Annotated in this window: 24 protein-coding genes and 1 riboswitch; of the genes, 11 read left to right on the forward strand and 13 right to left on the reverse strand. The window is 39.1% G+C overall.

What is annotated here, in order from left to right; genetic code table 11:
* Nucleotides 1–89: 89 nt before the first annotated feature.
* From ODQ17_RS08690 to panD, 4 genes are all read left to right on the forward strand, one after another.
* The gene (locus tag ODQ17_RS08690) at nucleotides 90–1040 is read left to right on the forward strand and encodes a ribose-phosphate pyrophosphokinase (RefSeq protein WP_005303079.1); all 951 of its coding nucleotides are present in this window, start codon (nucleotides 90–92) and stop codon (nucleotides 1038–1040) included.
* A gap of 96 nt (nucleotides 1041–1136) precedes the next feature.
* On the forward strand, nucleotides 1137–1433 hold the full coding sequence (gene rplY / locus ODQ17_RS08695; RefSeq protein ID WP_004794199.1) for a 50S ribosomal protein L25: 297 nt from the start codon (nucleotides 1137–1139) through the stop codon (nucleotides 1431–1433).
* Nucleotides 1434–1453: 20 nt separating this feature from the next.
* The gene (pth, locus tag ODQ17_RS08700) at nucleotides 1454–2035 is read left to right on the forward strand and encodes an aminoacyl-tRNA hydrolase (RefSeq protein ID WP_003653332.1); all 582 of its coding nucleotides are present in this window, start codon (nucleotides 1454–1456) and stop codon (nucleotides 2033–2035) included.
* A gap of 131 nt (nucleotides 2036–2166) precedes the next feature.
* Nucleotides 2167–2547 carry an aspartate 1-decarboxylase gene (panD, locus tag ODQ17_RS08705; protein ID WP_002120296.1) on the forward strand — a complete coding sequence of 127 codons (381 nt, stop codon included), beginning with the start codon at nucleotides 2167–2169 and terminating at the stop codon, nucleotides 2545–2547.
* A 55-nt stretch (nucleotides 2548–2602) separates the two neighbouring features.
* Here the strand turns inward: panD and ODQ17_RS08710 are convergent, their stop codons facing one another.
* Nucleotides 2603–3154 carry a GDYXXLXY domain-containing protein gene (locus tag ODQ17_RS08710; protein ID WP_322902971.1) on the reverse strand — a complete coding sequence of 184 codons (552 nt, stop codon included), beginning with the start codon at nucleotides 3152–3154 and terminating at the stop codon, nucleotides 2603–2605.
* Entirely contained in the window at nucleotides 3151–4941 is a 1791-nt protein-coding gene (locus ODQ17_RS08715; RefSeq protein ID WP_322902973.1) for a DUF2157 domain-containing protein, read from the reverse strand. The genes ODQ17_RS08710 and ODQ17_RS08715 overlap by 4 nt, the downstream gene beginning before the upstream one ends.
* Before the next feature lie 176 nt (nucleotides 4942–5117).
* Nucleotides 5118–5268, forward strand: a riboswitch (FMN riboswitch).
* 90 nt (nucleotides 5269–5358) lie between these two features.
* On the opposite strand from ODQ17_RS08715, the gene ribB reads away from it, so the two are divergent.
* The gene (gene ribB, locus ODQ17_RS08720) at nucleotides 5359–6018 is read left to right on the forward strand and encodes a 3,4-dihydroxy-2-butanone-4-phosphate synthase (protein WP_005303071.1); all 660 of its coding nucleotides are present in this window, start codon (nucleotides 5359–5361) and stop codon (nucleotides 6016–6018) included.
* A gap of 59 nt (nucleotides 6019–6077) precedes the next feature.
* Here the strand turns inward: ribB and ODQ17_RS08725 are convergent, their stop codons facing one another.
* Nucleotides 6078–6752, reverse strand: coding sequence for an HAD-IA family hydrolase (locus ODQ17_RS08725; RefSeq protein ID WP_322902975.1), 675 nt, complete (start codon nucleotides 6750–6752; stop codon nucleotides 6078–6080).
* A 97-nt stretch (nucleotides 6753–6849) separates the two neighbouring features.
* Here ODQ17_RS08725 and ODQ17_RS08730 point away from each other — a divergent pair, with 97 nt between their 5' ends.
* Complete coding sequence (locus ODQ17_RS08730) at nucleotides 6850–7617, forward strand: hydroxymethylpyrimidine/phosphomethylpyrimidine kinase (protein WP_322902977.1); 768 nt, start codon at nucleotides 6850–6852, stop codon at nucleotides 7615–7617.
* Nucleotides 7618–7660: 43 nt separating this feature from the next.
* Here the strand turns inward: ODQ17_RS08730 and lysM are convergent, their stop codons facing one another.
* The 6 genes from lysM to ODQ17_RS08760 all read right to left on the reverse strand — a co-directional run bounded on the left by lysM (nucleotide 7661) and on the right by ODQ17_RS08760 (nucleotide 11331).
* Complete coding sequence (lysM, locus tag ODQ17_RS08735) at nucleotides 7661–8134, reverse strand: peptidoglycan-binding protein LysM (RefSeq protein ID WP_005303067.1); 474 nt, start codon at nucleotides 8132–8134, stop codon at nucleotides 7661–7663.
* A gap of 186 nt (nucleotides 8135–8320) precedes the next feature.
* Entirely contained in the window at nucleotides 8321–8557 is a 237-nt protein-coding gene (gene acpP / locus ODQ17_RS08740) for an acyl carrier protein (protein ID WP_004641570.1), read from the reverse strand.
* Nucleotides 8558–8641: 84 nt separating this feature from the next.
* On the reverse strand, nucleotides 8642–9376 hold the full coding sequence (fabG, locus tag ODQ17_RS08745; RefSeq protein WP_004794212.1) for a 3-oxoacyl-ACP reductase FabG: 735 nt from the start codon (nucleotides 9374–9376) through the stop codon (nucleotides 8642–8644).
* Nucleotides 9373–10359 carry an ACP S-malonyltransferase gene (gene fabD / locus ODQ17_RS08750; protein ID WP_005303062.1) on the reverse strand — a complete coding sequence of 329 codons (987 nt, stop codon included), beginning with the start codon at nucleotides 10357–10359 and terminating at the stop codon, nucleotides 9373–9375. The genes fabG and fabD overlap by 4 nt, the downstream gene beginning before the upstream one ends.
* Before the next feature lie 151 nt (nucleotides 10360–10510).
* A complete protein-coding gene (gene rpmF, locus ODQ17_RS08755; protein WP_000290730.1) occupies nucleotides 10511–10696 on the reverse strand; it encodes a 50S ribosomal protein L32 in 186 nt (61 codons plus the stop codon).
* Between the two features lie 74 nt (nucleotides 10697–10770).
* The gene (locus tag ODQ17_RS08760; protein WP_004794216.1) at nucleotides 10771–11331 is read right to left on the reverse strand and encodes a YceD family protein; all 561 of its coding nucleotides are present in this window, start codon (nucleotides 11329–11331) and stop codon (nucleotides 10771–10773) included.
* 96 nt (nucleotides 11332–11427) lie between these two features.
* Here ODQ17_RS08760 and ODQ17_RS08765 point away from each other — a divergent pair, with 96 nt between their 5' ends.
* From ODQ17_RS08765 to rluB, 5 genes are all read left to right on the forward strand, one after another.
* Nucleotides 11428–12090, forward strand: coding sequence for an elongation factor P hydroxylase (locus ODQ17_RS08765; protein ID WP_322902980.1), 663 nt, complete (start codon nucleotides 11428–11430; stop codon nucleotides 12088–12090).
* Between the two features lie 89 nt (nucleotides 12091–12179).
* Nucleotides 12180–12797 (forward strand): L-threonylcarbamoyladenylate synthase, encoded by a 618-nt coding sequence (locus ODQ17_RS08770; RefSeq protein ID WP_004794219.1) that lies wholly within the window; start codon nucleotides 12180–12182, stop codon nucleotides 12795–12797.
* Between the two features lie 224 nt (nucleotides 12798–13021).
* Nucleotides 13022–13813: a segregation and condensation protein A gene (locus ODQ17_RS08775; RefSeq protein ID WP_034590956.1), complete on the forward strand. Its 792-nt coding sequence runs from the start codon at nucleotides 13022–13024 to the stop codon at nucleotides 13811–13813.
* Nucleotides 13810–14403, forward strand: a complete 594-nt coding sequence (scpB, locus tag ODQ17_RS08780) for an SMC-Scp complex subunit ScpB (protein WP_004641560.1) — start codon at nucleotides 13810–13812, stop codon at nucleotides 14401–14403. Before ODQ17_RS08775 ends, scpB begins: the two co-directional genes overlap by 4 nt.
* A gap of 41 nt (nucleotides 14404–14444) precedes the next feature.
* A complete protein-coding gene (gene rluB / locus ODQ17_RS08785; protein ID WP_004794225.1) occupies nucleotides 14445–15368 on the forward strand; it encodes a 23S rRNA pseudouridine(2605) synthase RluB in 924 nt (307 codons plus the stop codon).
* A gap of 63 nt (nucleotides 15369–15431) precedes the next feature.
* Here the strand turns inward: rluB and bioD are convergent, their stop codons facing one another.
* From bioD to bioA, 4 genes are read right to left on the reverse strand one after another with little or no spacing between them, the layout of a single operon-like run.
* Entirely contained in the window at nucleotides 15432–16076 is a 645-nt protein-coding gene (gene bioD / locus ODQ17_RS08790) for a dethiobiotin synthase (RefSeq protein ID WP_151821720.1), read from the reverse strand.
* Nucleotides 16077–16826: a malonyl-ACP O-methyltransferase BioC gene (gene bioC / locus ODQ17_RS08795; RefSeq protein WP_322902984.1), complete on the reverse strand. Its 750-nt coding sequence runs from the start codon at nucleotides 16824–16826 to the stop codon at nucleotides 16077–16079.
* Nucleotides 16823–17980: an 8-amino-7-oxononanoate synthase gene (locus tag ODQ17_RS08800; RefSeq protein ID WP_322902986.1), complete on the reverse strand. Its 1158-nt coding sequence runs from the start codon at nucleotides 17978–17980 to the stop codon at nucleotides 16823–16825. The genes bioC and ODQ17_RS08800 overlap by 4 nt, the downstream gene beginning before the upstream one ends.
* Before the next feature lies 1 nt (nucleotide 17981).
* Nucleotides 17982–19262 (reverse strand): adenosylmethionine--8-amino-7-oxononanoate transaminase, encoded by a 1281-nt coding sequence (gene bioA, locus ODQ17_RS08805; protein ID WP_322902988.1) that lies wholly within the window; start codon nucleotides 19260–19262, stop codon nucleotides 17982–17984.
* Between the last annotated feature and the right edge of the window lie 3 nt (nucleotides 19263–19265).

A 19265-nucleotide genomic window follows, 5' to 3' on the forward strand; every position in this document is an offset into this window, starting at 1 on the left:
GCACCGGGTTTTGATCTCGGCATCCGTTGGTTCGAATCCAGCCGCCCCTGCCATCTATTTAATTACATACCAACCGCCAAGGGTGCTTCATGCCCAATCTTGTCGTTTTTAGTGGAAATGCTCATCCACAGTTCGCTCAAAAAGTCGTAAGTCACTTACATATCCCTCTAGGTGCTGCATCAGTCGGTCACTTTTCTGATGGAGAAATTTCAGTAGAAATTACTGAAAATGTTCGTGGTAAAGACGTATTTATCGTTCAGCCTACTTGTGCCCCTACCAATGATAACCTTATGGAAATCTTGGTTATGGCAGACGCTTTGCGTCGTGCAAGTGCTGGTCGTATTACCGCTGTTATCCCTTATTTTGGTTATGCTCGCCAAGACCGTCGTCCACGTTCTGCACGTGTACCGATTACAGCTAAAGTTGTTGCAGACATGCTTACTACTGTTGGTATTGATCGTGTCGTAATGATTGACTTACATGCTGACCAAATTCAGGGTTTCTTCGATATTCCAGTCGACAACATCTACGGTACTCCTGCTTTGCTTGCTGACTTACGTCAACAACAGCATGACAACCTTATGGTGGTTTCTCCTGACGTTGGTGGTGTAGTACGTGCTCGTGCCGTTGCCAAACAGATGGGTGACATCGATTTAGCAATTATTGACAAACGTCGTCAAAAAGCCAATGAGTCGCAAGTTATGCACTTAATTGGTGACGTAAAAGATCGTGATTGCGTTATCGTAGATGACATGGTTGATACTGCCGGTACATTGTGCAAAGCAGCTGATGCGCTTAAGCAATTTGGTGCACGCCGTGTAGTTGCATACGCAACTCACCCTGTACTTTCTGGCAAGGCTATTGAAAACTTACGTAATTCAGTTATTGATGAATTGGTTGTCACTGACACCATTCCTCTTTCTGATGAAGCATTAACCTTGGGCAAAATCCGTCAGGTTTCTGTTGCTAGCATGGTTGCTGAAACGATTCGTCGTATTAATAACGAAGAATCTATCAGTGCGATGTTCGATAGTTTATAATACCGCAGCTTTTATGAACCCTGGCCTTGGCTGGGGTTTTCTATCACTAAACTGGTCGCAAGTTTAGTATATTTAAACTTTAATGAGGATTTACTCATGGCAAACTTCGTATTAAACGCTCAAGCGCGTGCTGAAGACAAACAAGGGAAAGGTGCGAGCCGCCGCCTTCGTCACGAAGCATTAATTCCAGCTATCATTTATGGTGGCAATGCTGAGCCTGTAGCTATTACTTTAGAACTTCGTGAGCTTGTAAAAGCTTTAGAAAACAATGCTTTCTTTGAAGAAGTTGTAGAAATCAAAGTGGGCGACAAAGTTGAAAACGTTAAAATCCAAGCGTTACAACGTCACCCATCTAAAAACACTCCTATGCACGCTGACTTCAAACGCGCATAAGTGTTGAAAGGCGTAGATTAGTGTCAAATATTTCGCTAATTGTTGGTTTGGGCAATCCTGGTTCAGAATATGCCCAAACCCGCCATAATGCAGGCTTTTGGTTCATTGAACAGCTTGCTAATAAATATGGCATTACATTAAAAAATGATCCGAAATTTCACGGAATCAGTGGACGTGGTAATATAGAAGGACACGATGTCCGTCTACTTCTACCCACTACATTTATGAACCGTTCTGGACAAAGTGTAGTTCCATTTGCAAAATTTTATCAAATTGCTCCCGAAGCAATTTTGATTGCTCACGATGAACTTGATATGAACCCTGGTGTAATTCGTCTTAAAACAGGCGGTGGTCATGGTGGTCATAACGGTTTACGTGACATTGTCCCTCATATTGGTCCAAATTTTCATCGTTTACGTATTGGTATCGGACATCCTGGCTCAAAAGAAAGAGTTTCAGGTCACGTACTTGGAAAAGCACCAAGTAGTGAACAAAGTCTGATGGATGCAGCAATTGATCATGCCCTTTCTAAAGTGAAACTACTTGTTCAAGGACAAGTTCCACAGGCCATGAATCAAATTAATGCATATAAACCCACTTAAATTGTTGAACAATCATGCTTGCTATCTTGCTTTTTTAGGAGCAAAATGCGCATCAGCCACTTTGCCAACCGCAAAAGCTAAAGATTTCACCATAAGATCTACATCTTAGGTCTACTCAGGAGACGCTAGCCATGCTATCTCGTTTATTAAAATGCAAAATTCACCGTGCAGTTGTAACCCATGCTGAACTTCACTATGAAGGTTCTTGTGCAATTGATGGCGTATTGATGGACTTAGCTGGTATTCGCGAATATGAAGAAATTCATGTTTGGAATGTAACCAATGGCAAACGCTTCACGACTTATGCGATTCGTGGTGAAGATAACTCTGGAATTATTTCAGTAAACGGCGGTGCTGCACATCAAGCAGACGTTGGTGATCTAGTCATTATTGCTACATTTGGCGATTTTACTGAAGCTGAAGCAAATATTCATAAACCACGTTTGGTCTATGCAAACCCAAATAATACAGTCAACCACACAGCGAATTGTATTCCTGTTCAAGTTGCCTAATTTATTCTAAGAATAAAAAAGCCCGCATTGACGGGCTTTTATAATTTTATATACCCTAAATAGTTCCTTTCAACCAGTTCTTGTGCTGTTTGCAATTTAATGCTTGAAGCCCCTCTCCTCGCAAATCAAACAGAATCGCCTCTCCTTTTGTATTTACCTTAAATTCAGCATACTTTGCTTTCTGATAGCATTGAGCTAGACCTTCGGCAAACAAGAAACTTCGTGAAGCGGGATATAAAGCCTGTAAACGATTTTCAGGATTTTTTAAAATTAAACTTTGCCCAGCAAATGAATTGTTACTATCTAAAATTGTATGAACTACTCGATTTTGTGAATCTAAAATAACTTTTGCTTGAACAGAAGAATGATTAAAAATTACCTGATCTAGAGCCTCACTTTCACTTCCTGCAAGAGCTTTAAGAGATTGTAAATTTAACTCATAAGCCAGTGCCATATAGTCACCTTGTAAAATTGAACGAGGATCGACTGGTCTAAGTTCAATAAAAATACTTTTACTATGATGCAGATGCCATTCGTTTTTTGCCACTAATCCTACAAAGATTAATAGGGTGACTAATGCAAGAATAAGAGAAAAATACTTTTTCATTTTTTCTCTCCTTCAACTTCAACGAGATCATCTTTATTTTCATGATGAAGTAACCATGACAGAGCAAAGAGAACAACACCAGAAATAAAAATTGAAGCACTCTTGGCTAGAAAAGTTATTTGTAAGTTGTAGTAGAGCTGCCAGAACACTAAAACTAATACAGCCAAGCTAACTCCATAAACTATATAATCTTTCTTTTTTAATGCCCACGTTAAAATAATGAACAGGATAAAAATTTCAAAATAGCCAAGTGTAATAAGCAATATGCCAAAAATTAAAAAGGCAAAAAAAGTTACTCCATGAAGTTGTCTATATAAATGAAAAATACCAAAACATAGCAACCATATACTAGGTAGCAAATATAAAACCCATAGCTGGTGACCTATCGAACTCTCTGGAATTAAACCAATAAAAGCATCGAAAAAAGAAGCTACTAAAATTACGACAAGCACACATAAAAAAATACTACGCTCATATAACGCTATTGATTCACTCTTAGGCAACAACACCAAACTAAAAACCAAGTAACTGAGCAAAGTTAAATTTAAATAGGTCTGAGTAGAATGTATTGACCACAATGAATGGTCTAGTTGTAGCAAGTAGATAAAAGCGATGCCATATGTAGCAAGCATTTGAATTAAAATGAAGAACCAATGCGGTTTAAGGAAATGACTGATACATAGAATAAAAATCTGCGCAATTAAAACCCATAGAATTTGATCTGTTTCTGAACCCAGATGAAATAAGAAAGCGGTCTGTCCACTGATAAATAAACAATAAGCAAATTGTCGAAAGAAATAGCTTTGTGATTTCTTTAAAAGAATAAAAGCTAATCCAACAAAAATAATTCCAATGACTAAAGAAATGGCCTCCCAAAACACCAGCGTAAAAGCTGCAAGTGCTAGACCTGCAAGCCAAGCACCAATTGCCAATGGAATGACATAAAAGCGGCTTTGACGAAAAATTTTTATTAAAAGATAACTAATCAGTGCAAACCAAATAAAAATAATGCCCGCAATTAATAAAAAGATAAATTCATTAGAATCTTTAAATAAGTTATTAATCCCATCTACGAGCCATATTGTTGCTGTCACACCAAGAACAGCAGCCATTAAACTGGCACATAACTGATCATCTTTTTTGAAGAAATAATAAAAAGCGATGATTCCTGAAAAGAAAGCCGAAATCAGATAAGGAATATTTTCATTCGATAAATATTGAATCATTCCAATGATTGAAATAACGGCAAACCAAGCGATAAAAACAAATCTTAAAGCGCGATACTTCTTTATACATATCCAAAACTCAACAAGGCTTAATAAATTTAGAGCGAACAGATATAAATATGGAAACTTTTCTGACCAAAAAGTCTGTTTAAAAAATAAAAAAAGTGTGAGCTGGCTGGTTATACAAATTAGACCAAAAATTCCAATATTCGGTCGATATAGCCACGGTAGTAAAAGCAATGTCCAAATTAAAAAAAGCAAATAACTGTCTGCACCAGTTTGATAAACCTGTCCGATAACGGCCAAGCTTAAGCCTATCATCAAGCCACAAATACTGTGTAAGGTCTGCCTAACACCTTCAGTTAAGGTATCTTTTACACTGAACCATGCTGTCACAAGTAATATAAGGGGCGGGATAGCGAGTTGAATGCTATCTGGAAGCATCAACCAGTTAGCAGCAATTAAATAAAGAATACTTACCGCCATAAATACATAACTGAAAATATGGAGATGCTGAATAAATGAGCTATTTGTTAGAGGATAATAGTCTCTTATCTGCATGAAACACCTATTTTATTTATAATTTTCTATAAAAAACATAGCATTCCATTTTCATATCAACAAGTAAGCTCTTGTTAAAAAGCTTAATTCTGTTTATGAAAATACTTATTCATAATGAGACTTAGCATTCTACAAAAGCATCTAGCCAATTTTGCCAAGCGCGCTATAATAAAACCCATCGCTTCAGGGCGGGGTGTAATTCCCCACCGGTGGTAAAGTTAATTTTTATAAATAAATTAACAAGCCCACGAGCTTAAATTGTGTAATTTGAGCAGATTTGGTGAAACTCCAAAGCCGACGGTATAGTCCGGATGAAAGAAGACGACGAACTGGGATAAATCCGTTTTATTTCAGTGCCAGCCTGTTTTTACATCAGTCCTGAAATGTTCAACCGTATTTTTACGAGAGCGTTTCATTATGTCTAGCTTAATTCAACCAGAACTTTTTTTCTCAGCCCTCTCTCCGGCTGAGCAGCGCATTCAACAAGCATTAGAAGATATCCGTAAAGGTAAACCAGTCTTGGTTATGGATGACTTTGACCGTGAAAATGAAGCTGATCTCATTGTTGCAGCCGAAACGTTAACGGTAGAAACAATGGCACGCATGATTCGTGATGGCTCAGGTATCGTATGTTTATGCCTTACAGAAGAGCTAGCAGACCATCTAGAACTACCACCAATGGTTTCTCAAAACTCGAGCCAGTTTCATACCGCTTTCACAGTAACCATTGAAGCTGCTCAAGGTGTTACTACAGGTGTTTCTGCTAAAGACCGTGTTACTACCATTCAAACTGCAATTAAAGATGGTGCTGTCCCAAGCGATCTTAATCGTCCAGGCCACGTTTTTCCGTTACGTGCACGTAATGGCGGAGTGCTTACTCGACGTGGTCATACTGAAGGAACAATTGATCTTGCAAGATTAGCCGGTTTAAAACCTGCTGGTGTGTTATGTGAATTGACCAACCCAGATGGCACTATGGCATCAGGCATTCAAGTTTTAGCTTATGCACAAACTCATCATTTAACTGTGATTACGATTGAAGAACTTGTTCAGTATCGCCAACAACACGGTGTTTAAATAAAAAAAGGTTTGGCTTTATATCAAAGCCAAACCTTTAAATTAAAACTTACTTATATTTAAGAAACTTTCTTTTGTGCTGCCACTTCTTCAACATAGTCCAAGAGTTCAGAGAATTGATTAATCATTACTTTTGGTTGTGCTTGAGCAAGTTCCTCTGCTGTTCCATAGCCATAAGTTACTGCGACTGCCTCAATACCGTTATGACGTGCACCTAAAACATCATATTGACGGTCACCTACCATTAAGCATTCTTCTGGGCTTAGTTGCTCATGTTCAAGAATATAATGAATAAGTTCAGCTTTATTGGTGCGCTCACCTGTCAGTTCACTACCATAAATATGTACAAAATATTGGCTTAATTCAAAATGATCTAAAATACGTTTTGCATAAATCGTTGGTTTCGCAGTGGCAACAAATAAACGATACCCTTCTTCTTTTAACGCTTTAAGTGTCTGTACAACAGAAGGATATACTTCATTTTCAAATAAACCAATCACCGAGAAACGCTCACGATAAGCAAGTAGAGCTTGCTCAGCTAACGCATCATCTTGAGTAGCCAACAATTTTGCGAGTGAAGGTTTTAAGGGTGGGCCAATGGTCCAGTCAATATTTAAATCGGCAGCCAATGGATAGCCTAGTTTTTCCATTGCATAGCGAATTGAAGTATGGATACCAACTTTTGGGTCTGTTAGGGTTCCATCTAAATCAATCAAAATATGTTTTATAGCCATTCAATCACTAACCCAGTAAAGTATTTAATTCAATTGGTCGAGAGTTTAATCAAACTCTCTTATACTAACGTAAATTTAAAATGAAAAGGAAATAACCGTGCGTCCAACCGTACTTTGTTTCTCGGGTTTAGACCCTTCAGGTGGTGCAGGTTTACAAGCTGATATTGAAGCGATTGGACAAAGTGGTGCTCATGCAGCAATTGCATGTACAGCGCTTACCATCCAGAACTCACAACAAGTATTTGGCTTCGAAGCAACCTCAAAAGAACTTTTATTAGCTCAAGCCAATGCCGTTGTTGGTGATTTACCAATTAAATGCGTTAAGTCAGGCATGCTTGGCACTACAGATAATATTGCTGCTCTAGCTGAATTTCTTCGTGCACATCCTGACTATCAATATGTACTTGATCCTGTTTTAGTGGCAAACAGCGGTGGCTCTTTAGGTGATCAAGCGACTCTTGTTAAAGCATTTGTTGAGCTTATTCCCCTAGCCACTATTATTACTCCCAACACGGTCGAATTACGTGCATTAACAGCTACTGATGACTTAGACCAAGCAACCAAAAAACTTTTTGAAATGGGTGCTAAAGCTGTATTAGTTAAGGGTGGGCACGAAGATACACCAGATCATATTAAAAATAGTTTATATATTAATGGTGAGCTTGCAGCGAGTAGTAGCTGCCCCCGTCTTGAAGGCGAATATCATGGATCAGGTTGTTCTTTAGCTAGTTTTATTGCTGGTCGTTTAGCTTTAGGTGATTCTTTAAAAATTGCAGTTCAACATGCTGAAACATGGTTATTCGGTGTTTTAAAGAATGCTGACACTCCAGTGCCAAATGGGCAAAAAATACCAAAAAGATTCTAAAAAGAAAAAAAGGCGCCAAAAGCGCCTTTTTTATTACTATCAATTATTGAGGAATACGTAAAACCTGTCCAGGGAAGATCTCATCTGGATCTTTTAGCATTGGTTTATTTGCTTCAAAGATTTTTGGATACTGATTTGCATCACCGTAAAACTCTTTGGCAATTTTTGAAAGGTTGTCACCAGATTTCACTGTATAAAACTTACTTTCTGGTTCAGGAGTTGCAACAGTCATCTGGTCATCAACTTGCGCCACATGATCAATGTTGCCAACAATAAGAATAATTTTCTCTTTATCTGCTTGGCTTTTTACCTGCCCTTTAATAATTGCGGTATCTGTAGCACCATTATAGGTTACAGATAAGCCCTCTACCCCTAAGCCTAAACTTTTAATTAAACCTAATAATTTATTTGCAACTTCTTGTGCAGAAGGTTCTGCTGGTGTTGCCGGAGCTGGTTGTGGTTCTGCAGGAGCGGTATTTTTCTTACCAATACCTTTTACAAAATCAAAAAGACCCATCTTTTAGTCCTCATATTATTGTTTATAGTAAAGTCATTAAACTGACCTTTATTGTTATACTTCAAAAAAGTTATGCCTCTGCTATCAATTGAGGTTGATCTTGTAAAAATATGTATCTCTTAATTTTTTTATCAAATAAAAAAAGCCACCTTACGGTGGCCTTCTTTTTATTCAGCAATATGCGAATTAACCAAGTTTTTTAGTTACATAGTCAATTGCAGATTGAACTGTAGTGATTTCGTTAGAATCTTCATCAGGGATAGTGATGTCGAAGTCATTTTCGAAAGACATTACAAGCTCAACTAAATCTAAAGAGTCAGCACCTAAGTCATCCATAAAAGATGCTTCGTTTTTAATCTCTTCAGCTTTAAGACCAAGTTGTTCTGCAACCGCTTGTTTAACGCGTAGTTCGATATCGCTCACAGGAATTCTCCTCATTGCTTGTGGCGTTTGATTTGCCACTAGTTTAATTGAATATAAAAATTTTTAAAAGTTTATACATCAGCCTTAGGCCATGTATAAACCACCATTTACATGTAATACCGTACCGGTAATGTAACCTGCTTTATCACTTGCAAGGAAACTCACCGCATTTGCGATATCTTGTGGCTCACCTAAGCGATTTAAAGCCACTTGATCACTCATTTTTTTGCGAATGTCTTCACTAAGTGCATCTGTCATTTCTGTTGCGATGAAACCTGGTGCCACACTGTTCACAGTGATTTGGCGGCTACCCATCTCTTTTGCAAGACTACGGCTAAACGCTTCAATACCTGCTTTTGCAGCAGAGTAGTTCGCTTGGCCTGGGTTTGCAAAGTGCGCAACAACAGAACTAATATTAATAATGCGGCCAAAGCGCGCTTTTGTCATACCTTTAAGCACACGTTTAGATAAACGATAAACAGCTTTGAGGTGAATGTTGAGAATATCATCCCAATCATCTTCTGACATGCGTAGCAATAGATTGTCTTTCGTGATACCCGCATTATTAACCAAAACAAGCACCGGGCCATAGTTCTGTTCAATATGAGAAACGACTGCTTCAATCTCATCGAGATTACGCACATCGAGAGCTAAACCTGCACCTTGCTCACCAAAGCTTTCACTTAACTTTTGTGCACCAGATTCAGATGTCGCAGTACCTACAACAAAATAACCGTCTTGAATAAGTTGCTGGGCAATTGCAGCGCCAATGCCCCGACTCGCGCCCGTTACTAATGCAACTTTGCGTTCTTGTGTCATGCAATTTTTCCTTCTGCCACTAAAACAGCATTTAGGGCATCTTCCATTTTACTCTTGCTATCAATCGCAAAAGCTTTTTCTATATTTGGTAAACGCTTCGCGAGATTACTCAATACTGTACCAGGGCCACACTCAACAACGTAGTGAATACCTTGGTCTTGTAAGAACTGCATCGTGTCTGTCCATTGTACAGATTGGTACAATTGAGCAGTCAACGCCTGACGCAATTGAGCAACATCGGTAGCTATTCCCGCGTTGACATTTTGTATTACAGGTATGGTAGGCAGCTCAATGGCAGTTTGTTCCAAAGCTTCTGCAAATTTTTCAGCAGCAGGCTTCATCAATGAACAATGCGAAGGAACTGACACAGGTAAAGCAATTGCCTTAGCAGATTGCTCTTTTGCCAAAGCCATTACTTGTTGTACAGATGCTGTACTTCCGGCAATTACGACTTGGCCTTGTGAATTATAGTTTGCAGCTTCTACTGAGCCTTGACCTTCTGCATTCACGATTTGGCAAAGTTCAACCACTTTTTCATCAGCCAAACCAAGGATGGCAGCCATAGCTCCTTCCCCTTGAGGAACAGCGCTTTGCATGAGTTTGCCACGCAAATTCACGAGTTTCACTGCATCTGCCAAGCTCATAGATCCTGCAGCAACCAAAGCGCTGTATTCACCTAGAGAATGTCCTGCAAGGTACTTAGGTGCCAGACCACCTAAATCAAGCCATACACGCCATAAAGCGATACTGGCAGTTAATAACACAGGTTGGGTATTTTCCGTTTGGTTGAGACCTTCTCCACTTTGCGCAATATGCCACAGATCAAATCCAAGTGCATCTGAAGCTTCCGCAAAGGTTTGCCCAACCCCACTAAACTGTTCTGCTAGTTCAGCAAGCATACCGACTTTTTGTGAACCTTGACCTGGAAACACAAACGCAGTTTTTGTGGCTAAAGCTACTTGTTCAAGACGTTTAGCAGACATAAGAAATCCTTTTTTGGGTTTTCACTCATTTCTGGAGCGGAAATTTAACATGTTATTTATATTTTTATAATTGCGAAAAACAACAAAAAAAGGGAGCTTTCGCTCCCATTTTTTCTATACTTAAGCATCACGCTTAATGCATATCATACAATTATTCAGCATCAGCTGCTTTAGCGAATAATTGACGACCACGGTAGAAACCGTCTTTAGTCACGTGGTGACGACGATGAGTTTCACCAGTTGCTTGGTCTACTGTTAATGCATTCTCGGTTAAAGCGTCATGTGAACGGCGCATGTCACGGCGAGAGCGACTTTTACGGTTTTGCTGAACGGCCATGATGGCTCCTTACAAAGATCGAAAAAATGGATCAGAACAAATTCAGTTGTCTTATCTCACAATTATATCACAAATTATGAGTTAAGTTTACCCTTCAAACCTGCCAAAACATCAAACGGGTTATCCCGTTTTTCTTCAACAACATTTTGAATGGTAGGTTGATGTTTATTTTCACAAGCATCATGCTTGGGAGATAAAGGCATCAACAATAACAGTTCATCTTCTAGTAATGCGAGCAAGTTAATCGAGGCAGGCGTATCATAATCGCCTTTCGTCGAAGACTCACTTTCACCTAAAACGATGAAATCAGCATCCTCATCCAAGCGCTCTATCAGTGACTCATCATCCACTAATGCAATATGAAAGTCTAAGACAAGAGGCATTTCAACAGGTTCCAAACAACGTTGGCACTCCATTGGAACTATCGTGTCCATATGACCATCCATCCACACAATGCGATGATATGCATCCATTGATAGCTTACAGTCTATGTTGATCAATTGATTATCAATTGATCCAACAGCTTCACGAGCGATACGAGCAAAGCGAGACAAGGGCAGTTGACCTGACCATGTAAAGCCTTGTTCAGCCCATTTAAACGGCTCAATCTGTGCCGGAAAGGTATTTGCTGACATAATTAAGGCGGCAATTCTACAAATTCATCGGTACTCTGTCAAAGATTAAGATACAATTTTGCACTTCTTTAGACAGAACTCGGGGTAAATTAAGCAATGCACCTGTTGCAGCCGCAACCTGAAGTTAACACTTCATTACTCGTTTGCACCCATTCAACTCATCAGAACACTCTTGTACCTGACATAGTGCAACTCTCACCATGGTCAAGCTCAAAATCGGAGTCTGAGCAAGTCGATTGGCTTATTTTACACTTTAATCACTGGTTTTCCCACCATAATGTGACATTAGTTCGTGGAGATTTTGAACCAGAATATTTCCCTGCAACAAATATAGAACCTGCCAAGATTCAATTTGCCCATGGTTTCTTTAATAGTGCCTTACATGAAATTAGTCATTGGTCTATTGCAGGTGAAAAAAGACGTCTATTACCGGATCTAGGATATTGGTACGCTCCCGATGGCCGTACGCAAGAACAGCAAAGTCTATTTGAACAAGTAGAAATTAAGCCTCAGGCAATTGAATGGTTATTTGCACAGTCTATTGGTAGAAAATTTAGAGTCTCGCTTGATAATCTGACAGGTGATGGTGGAGATGGCAAAATATTTAAAGATAATGTCTATGCTCAAGTACAACGTTACTTTTCAGGTGAAGCCAAGTTGCCACGTGATGCAGCAGCATTTATTGGTTTTATTTGCCAATGTACACGTTCAGGCCTAGCATTACAATTAAATGAATTTAATCGTGAACTCCTTGATTAATTGACAAAAAAACCACGTTAATTACTTGCATAGGTTATTTAAAAAGCCTAATAATTATTTTAACACTGGCGTGATGGAGTCTCTAAAATATGATGCATTTACATGTACATCCTGAAAATCCACAGCAACGCCTTATTAGCCAAGCGGTTGAACGCATTCGTGCCGGAGATGTTGTGGTTTATCCTACCGATGCAGCCTACGCAATTGGCTGCCAAATCGGTAATAAAAATGCCATGGAACGTATTGCGCAGATTCGCGGTTTAGGACCTAAACATCAATATGCCATTATGTGCTGTGACTTGTCAGATATTGCAACGTATGCAAAAGTTGATAATGCAACATATCGTTTATTGAAAGCGAATACCCCTGCTATAACGACATTCATTTTACCTGCAACAAGTGAAGTTCCTCGTAGGTTAATGCATCCTAAGAAGAAAACGATTGGCTTACGTATTCCAAGTAATCCAATTTGTCAGGCTTTATTACAAGAACTTGGTGAGCCCCTACTTACGAGTACATTAATTTTACCGGGCCAAGAAGATCCTCTAGATGATCCTTACGATATTGAAAATCAGCTAGATAAACGAATCGATGTATTTATTGATGGCGGTTTCGGTACTTTAACAAGCACAAGTATTGTCGACTTATCGGGTGAACATCCTGAAATTATCCGTCGTGGTATTGGCGATGTAAGTGCTTTTGAATAAGCACTTACAATTTTTACCAATAGTTTAAAAAAAAGTATTATCACTAAAAAAAATACTCTTTATTTATTTTGGATTTTTTTTACACTTTAGTCGTTAAGTAATTTATTAAAAGGCACAATTCATTTAGAATGATTTTCACTATCTGCTGTTCTTCTGTTTACAGCTCTCTTTGACTTGAATAACAAGTCTCATGCTTTTGAAAATTCGCGTGGCTTATAATCGTAATGAATCAATCACTTCATCAATCCATGGAAGACGCTCCACACATCCGTGTTTTAGATGAGTGGCATGACAAGATTCCTGAAGATCTCTATATCCCTCCTGCTGCATTTGAGATTTTGCTCGAACAGTTTGAAGGTCCCCTAGATTTTTTAATTTATCTGATTCAAAAAAACGGTTTTGATTTAATTCACGTCGATATTGCGCCTATCGCAACTCAATATTTAACTTATATGGATAGTATGAAATCCTTAAATATTGAGCTAACCGCTGATTATATGGTGATGGCAGCTTTATTGGCAGATTTAAAGTCTCGCCTACTTTTACCAAAGCCAACAATCATCAGTATTGAAAAAGACCCTAAACAAGAACTTATTGATCGACTTGAAACCTATCTACGAATCAAGCAAGCAGCTGAACGTTTGGGTCAAATGCCAATTCTTGAGCGTGATACATTCAGTGCAAATGTGAGCTTAGGCCATATTGCTCCTGTTTATGAAGGCTATGATATTTCAGCATTACATGATGCATTGTTCTGTGTGTTTAACCGACCAGAACCTATTACGCATGTTGTAGCTCAAGAGCCTGTCTTACTAGAAGAACGCATTGCATATATTGAAGAGAAATTAGAGTCTGGTGACGTGTTAAGTTTTAAAGAATTACTCAATCCTCTGCAAGGTCGCATGGGAATGGTTGTGACATTTATGGCTGTTTTAGAGTTAACCCGACAACAGCGAATTAAAATTATTGCCTCAGGTATTGAAGCTCCGTTAGCAATTCAAGGATCTTCAATATGAGCTTTGAACAAAATAATTCGGATTTGTCATTAGCTGACATCCATCACGAAGTCTTATTACAACTTGAAGCTATTATTTTTGCCAGTGAAGCGCCCGTTTCAATTGCCCGTTTAAAAGAAGCATTTAATAATCAATATAATAAACAACAGCTTCGTCAACTTTTACAACAGCTCGCGCTATTACAACATGGCCGATCTATTGAATTGATTGAAACAGCGCAAGGGTTTCGCTTTCAGGTACGATCTAAATATCGTAGTATTATTGCTCAAATTTGGCCAGAGCGACCAACAAAACTGTCGCCTTCATTACTAGAAACCCTGGCTGTCATTGCTTATCATCAACCGGTTACCCGCGCTGATATTGAACAAATTCGTGGTGTGTCTAATAATAGTCAGATTCTTAGAACACTATTTGACTGGAACTGGATTAAAGAAGCCGGTTTTAGAGATTTACCCGGAAGACCCGCGTTGCTAATTACAACGCCTCAGTTTCTGAATGCTTTTGGTCTAGCATCGCTAGGCCAATTGCCTCCCCTACAGAACGCCAAGGAAGCCTTTATGGCTCTCGATGCAAATGCACCGAAATCATAAAGAGGTGGACTGTTGATCATTATGTCTAAGGTTGTGCTGTCATGAGTGAAAAATTGCAAAAAGTATTAGCGCGAATCGGATTAGGTTCCCGCCGATATATGGAAGAGGTTATTGCCGCAGGACGCGTGAGTGTAAACGGTCGTGTTGCCCAAGTGGGTGAGCGCATTGAACCAGGCGATGAATTACGCATTGATGGCCGTAAAGTTCAGTTTCAAATTGAAGACGAAATTCGTCGCCGTGTATTGATTTACTATAAGCCAGAAGGCGAAATCTGTTCACGTAATGATCCTGAAAAACGCCCGACCGTATTTGATCATTTGCCACAAATTGCGAATGACCGCTGGGTAATGGTAGGTCGTCTAGATATTAACAGTACTGGTTTATTACTATTTACAAATGATGGTGAGCTTGCTAACCGCTTAATGCACCCATCAAATGAAGTTGAACGTGAATATGCTGTTCGAGTTATGGGTGAAGTAACACCTAAAATACGCCAAAACATGGTAAATGGCGTAGAACTTGAAGATGGCCCTGCTAAATTTGAATCTTTCTCTGAAATTGGTGGCGAAGGTATTAACCGCTGGTACCAAGTTGTGGTGAAAGAAGGTCGTAACCGTGAGGTTCGTCGTATTTTTGAATCACAAGAACTTAAAGTAAGCCGCTTATTGCGTACGCGCTACGGTACAGTTATTTTACCACGCGAATTACGTACTGGCCGCTGGATGGAACTCGATAAAACTGACATCGATAATCTAGCAAAATCTGTTGAGTTAAAACCACGTCAAGGTACAGGTTTATTTGGTATGGCAAAACGTCGTACTGACCGTATGACTGAAAAGCCAATGGCTGCTCGTCGTGGCGGTTACTTACGCCAACAACGTCGTGATGAAGAAAAAGAAGCTCCGGCTAACACGGGTAACCAACGTAAATCGACTGGTTTTAACCGTGGTTCAAAGAAATTCTAAGTTATTTAATCATATAAAAAAACCGCTCAAATTAGAGCGGTTTTTTTATAGAGCTTTTTTAACTTAATTCATTTTTTCCAGTTCAATCCATTCAGCTTTAGGGAAATGGACTGCTAAATAGTCTTTCAGATAATTTGAAGTATCTTGAGAAATTAATGGATCTTTTGATTCATCTTTTAAGTTATAAACCAAAGCTTTTAATTTAAGTCCACGAGACTTAAGTGCTTCCAGACTAAGTAAAGTATGGTTAATACTTCCTAAACGACCTGATGTTACTAAAATAACTGGAAACTGGTGCTGAGCAACATAATCAATGCTAAGCAGACTGGTGGTTAGTGGCACCATTAAGCCGCCCGCACCTTCTAACAATACAATTTCAAAACGCTCTGCTAATGTTTGCGTTGCATTTTCAATTTTTTGAAAATCAATTTCTCGGTTATCTAGGCGTGTTGCAAGATGAGGCGAAGCAGGATAGCTAAAAATTTCAGGCATGGTTAGCTTGTCATGATCTTCTTGAAACCAGCCCTGCCCCATAATTTCACGATGCTTTTCGATATCTTCAGAAATATCAGCATTACCCGTCTGAATAAGTTTTTGGGTAATCACTTTTTTACCCTGCTCAGTCCATAATTTTGCTAAAAAGCCTGTAGCGTAGGTTTTACCAATGTCGGTATCAATCCCACTCACAAAATAGATCTGGCCACTCATTTACTTCACTCTCCGGGCAATACAATAAATCGGATGATATGTTAGGGAATATCCCTCAGCGTACTTAAACCGATCATAATCTTGATAAAACTGTTGTAAAGTTTGCTTAGTCCAACGGTGCTGAGCAGTTGCCGTTACACCTGTTGCTTTTAAATGCTGCAACACAGCTTTAGGCGAATCAAAATAGAGTTGAGTTTCCGACTCTGACAAATGCAAAATCTCAAAACCAGCCTGAGTTAAGGCACTATTCCAATTTTCAACTGACCAATAACTTAAGCCTTGGCCTGTCAGCTCTTTAATTTCCATTAAATTCTGAGAGCCGAATGTTGAGAAGCATAACCAGCTTTGATCAACTAAAGCCCCATTACAACGTTCGAGTAAACGCGGTAAATCCTGCATCCATTGCAAAGCAGAACCTGAAACAATCATATCGAGCTGCTGGGGAAACTCTAAAGTTTCAATGTCCCCAATTAACCATTTCAGATTTTCTTGATGATTGAAGTGCTGCTGCACATCTGCATACAGATCATTCAAAATTAACTCTTCAATCTGAAAAGATGCAGTAATAAGACGAGTTAAATTGCCAGAACCACAACCGATTTCAAAAACACGTGACATAGTACTTGGGCAAAACTGCTTTAGTAAGCCCGCTAAATTTTGGCAAATTTGTTTTTGAACTATTGCATGCTCTGAATAGCTTTGCCCAGCTTTGGCAAAACGCTGGGCAACCAAGTTTTTATTCAAACTCACAGAAAACTCACCAATTTTTCAAGCTCATGTTGCTGCACCATTGACGTTAAAGAAATACGCAAACGTGCACTATTTTTAGGTACTGTTGGTGGGCGTACAGGCATGGCATAAAAGCCGCTTTCTTGAACGTGTTTTGCCTTATCGATCGCAGCCTGACTTTCTCCAACAATAACTGGAACAATATGACTAGTCGACGGGCTTACATAACCCTTTTGTACAACGGCTTGTTGAAGATATTGGCTAATATTTTTTAGGTGTTCACGCTGAGGTTGAGCAACCAATACTTTTTGGAATATAAAGTTTACCCAAGCTACAATAATAGGAGGTTGAGAGGTCGTAAAAATAAGCGGGCGCATTTTATTAATAAGATAGTCTTTAATAATTGGATCGCAAATAATGTAACCACCGACTGCTGCTAATGCTTTACCGAAGGTACCAACAAGAAAATCAATTTCCTGAATCACATTATATTGTTCAGCACATCCTAAGCCTTGCTGACCACGAACACCAATTGAGTGTGCCTCATCAACATACAGCATGGTTTTAGCAAAACGTTTTTTAAGCTGGACTAATGCGGCTAAATCCGTTTCATCACCATCCATACTAAAAATACTTTCTGTAGCCACAATGATTCGTTCAATCTTGTCATCATCATGATACTTTTGCAGAAGTTGTTCTAAGTGCTGTAAATCATTATGTCGATAACGCACATACTGCGCACCAGATAAACGTATACCGTCAATCATGCTCGCATGGACTAACTTATCTGCCAAAATTAAAGTTTTACTATCAGAAACAGCTGGTAAAATACCAATATTCATGTGATAGCCACTATTAAATAGCAGAGCCGACCGACCACCAAATGCTTTACTTAGGCTATTTTCCAACTGTTCATATTCATCAAAATTACCCGTCAATAAACGGGCCGATGAAGAACTAAAATAGCTCCGCTCTAACGGCAAGCTATCTAAAAACTCTTGGCGAAGATTTAGATCAGCCGCCAGTCCAAGATAATCATTTGAAGCTAAGTTGAGCATTGTTTTATTTTGAATTGTAATAAAACGGCCATGCTGCACATTTTGGGTAAATTGTCTGAAATTACCTTGTTGTTTTAACTCATCTAACTCGTTAGCAAAATGATCAAGCAATGACATCTTAATGTGCTCCCTGCAACGTTTTAACAACGTCAACTAATTGTTCAAGCAAATCACTTAGCTCTTGTTGAGTGATGACATACGGTGGCATCACATAAACCAGTTTGCCAAAAGGACGAATCCAGATTCCACGGTCTACAAATTGTTGCTGTAAAGTTTTCATATCGACATTAAAGGTAAGTTCTACGACACCAATTGCACCCAACACTCGTACATCAGTAACATAATCAAGCTGACTTAAAGGTGTTAAATATTGGCTAAGCTGTTGCTCAATTCGCTTAATATTGGCTTGCCAATCTTGCTCAATTAACAATTGCGTACTTCTCAAGGCAACAGCGCAAGCAAGCGGATTGGCCATAAAGGTTGGACCGTGCATAAATACCCCAGCCTCGCCGCGACTAATTGTTTCTGCAACATGCTTTGTAGTCAAAGTCGCAGACAAAGTCATATAGCCGCCTGTTAACCCTTTACCTATGCACATAATGTCGGGCTCAACTTGTGCATGTTCCCACGCAAAGAGCTTACCAGTACGACCAAAACCAGTAGCGATTTCATCAAAAATAAATAACAGATGATATTTCTCGCAAAGCGCTTTAGCCTGACGTAAATATTCAGGATGATAAAAACGCATGCCTCCTGCACCTTGAACAATTGGTTCGATAATGAGTGCAGCAAGGTTTTCATGATTTTGCTGAATGGCTTGTTCTAGCTCGGCAATATCTTGAGGATTCCAATCTTCATGATATTTGGTCTGTGGTGCTGCTACAAAAAGACGGTTTGGTAAGCTTGTGCCAAAAATCTGATGCATGCCTGTTACTGGATCACACACAGACATCGCATTCCATGTATCACCGTGATAACCAGAACGCGTAGTAATAAAATTTGTTTTTTGTGGTTGGCCTTGTGCTGTCCAAAATTGCACAGCCATTTTCAAAGCAACTTCAACGGCAACTGAACCTGAATCTGCATAGAAAATTTTATCGAGACTTGGCGGTGTAATTTTTAAAAGAATTTTCCCAAGCTCAATCGCAGGATCATGAGTTAGCCCACCAAACATGATATGTGACATGTTCTGTAATTGATCTGTCACTGCCTGATTAAGTTCAGGATGGTTATAGCCGTGAATTGCACACCACCAAGACGACATACCATCAATTAAAGTTTTACCATCATCTAGTTCAATCGTTGCCCCATAGGCACGCTTTACTTTAAATGTGGGTAAAGGTTGAGTCATTGAAGTATAAGGATGCCAAATATGTTCTAAATCAAAATTATCGGTCATCCT

The organism is Acinetobacter sp. IRS14 (assembly GCF_034650275.1).
Classification (GTDB): domain Bacteria; phylum Pseudomonadota; class Gammaproteobacteria; order Pseudomonadales; family Moraxellaceae; genus Acinetobacter; species Acinetobacter oleivorans.

Coding starts and splice junctions, on each gene's coding strand:
- ODQ17_RS08690 (WP_005303079.1), top strand. CDS start 90: ATGCCCAATCTTGTCGTTTTTAGTGGAAATGCTCATCCACAGTTCGCT.
- rplY (WP_004794199.1), top strand. CDS start 1,137: ATGGCAAACTTCGTATTAAACGCTCAAGCGCGTGCTGAAGACAAACAA.
- panD (WP_002120296.1), top strand. CDS start 2,167: ATGCTATCTCGTTTATTAAAATGCAAAATTCACCGTGCAGTTGTAACC.
- ODQ17_RS08710 (WP_322902971.1), bottom strand. CDS start 3,154: ATGAAAAAGTATTTTTCTCTTATTCTTGCATTAGTCACCCTATTAATC.
- ODQ17_RS08715 (WP_322902973.1), bottom strand. CDS start 4,941: ATGCAGATAAGAGACTATTATCCTCTAACAAATAGCTCATTTATTCAG.
- ribB (WP_005303071.1), top strand. CDS start 5,359: ATGTCTAGCTTAATTCAACCAGAACTTTTTTTCTCAGCCCTCTCTCCG.
- ODQ17_RS08725 (WP_322902975.1), bottom strand. CDS start 6,752: ATGGCTATAAAACATATTTTGATTGATTTAGATGGAACCCTAACAGAC.
- lysM (WP_005303067.1), bottom strand. CDS start 8,134: ATGGGTCTTTTTGATTTTGTAAAAGGTATTGGTAAGAAAAATACCGCT.
- fabG (WP_004794212.1), bottom strand. CDS start 9,376: ATGACACAAGAACGCAAAGTTGCATTAGTAACGGGCGCGAGTCGGGGC.
- fabD (WP_005303062.1), bottom strand. CDS start 10,359: ATGTCTGCTAAACGTCTTGAACAAGTAGCTTTAGCCACAAAAACTGCG.
- rpmF (WP_000290730.1), bottom strand. CDS start 10,696: ATGGCCGTTCAGCAAAACCGTAAAAGTCGCTCTCGCCGTGACATGCGC.
- ODQ17_RS08760 (WP_004794216.1), bottom strand. CDS start 11,331: ATGTCAGCAAATACCTTTCCGGCACAGATTGAGCCGTTTAAATGGGCT.
- ODQ17_RS08765 (WP_322902980.1), top strand. CDS start 11,428: ATGCACCTGTTGCAGCCGCAACCTGAAGTTAACACTTCATTACTCGTT.
- ODQ17_RS08770 (WP_004794219.1), top strand. CDS start 12,180: ATGATGCATTTACATGTACATCCTGAAAATCCACAGCAACGCCTTATT.
- ODQ17_RS08775 (WP_034590956.1), top strand. CDS start 13,022: ATGAATCAATCACTTCATCAATCCATGGAAGACGCTCCACACATCCGT.
- scpB (WP_004641560.1), top strand. CDS start 13,810: ATGAGCTTTGAACAAAATAATTCGGATTTGTCATTAGCTGACATCCAT.
- rluB (WP_004794225.1), top strand. CDS start 14,445: ATGAGTGAAAAATTGCAAAAAGTATTAGCGCGAATCGGATTAGGTTCC.
- bioD (WP_151821720.1), bottom strand. CDS start 16,076: ATGAGTGGCCAGATCTATTTTGTGAGTGGGATTGATACCGACATTGGT.
- ODQ17_RS08800 (WP_322902986.1), bottom strand. CDS start 17,980: ATGTCATTGCTTGATCATTTTGCTAACGAGTTAGATGAGTTAAAACAA.
- bioA (WP_322902988.1), bottom strand. CDS start 19,262: ATGACCGATAATTTTGATTTAGAACATATTTGGCATCCTTATACTTCA.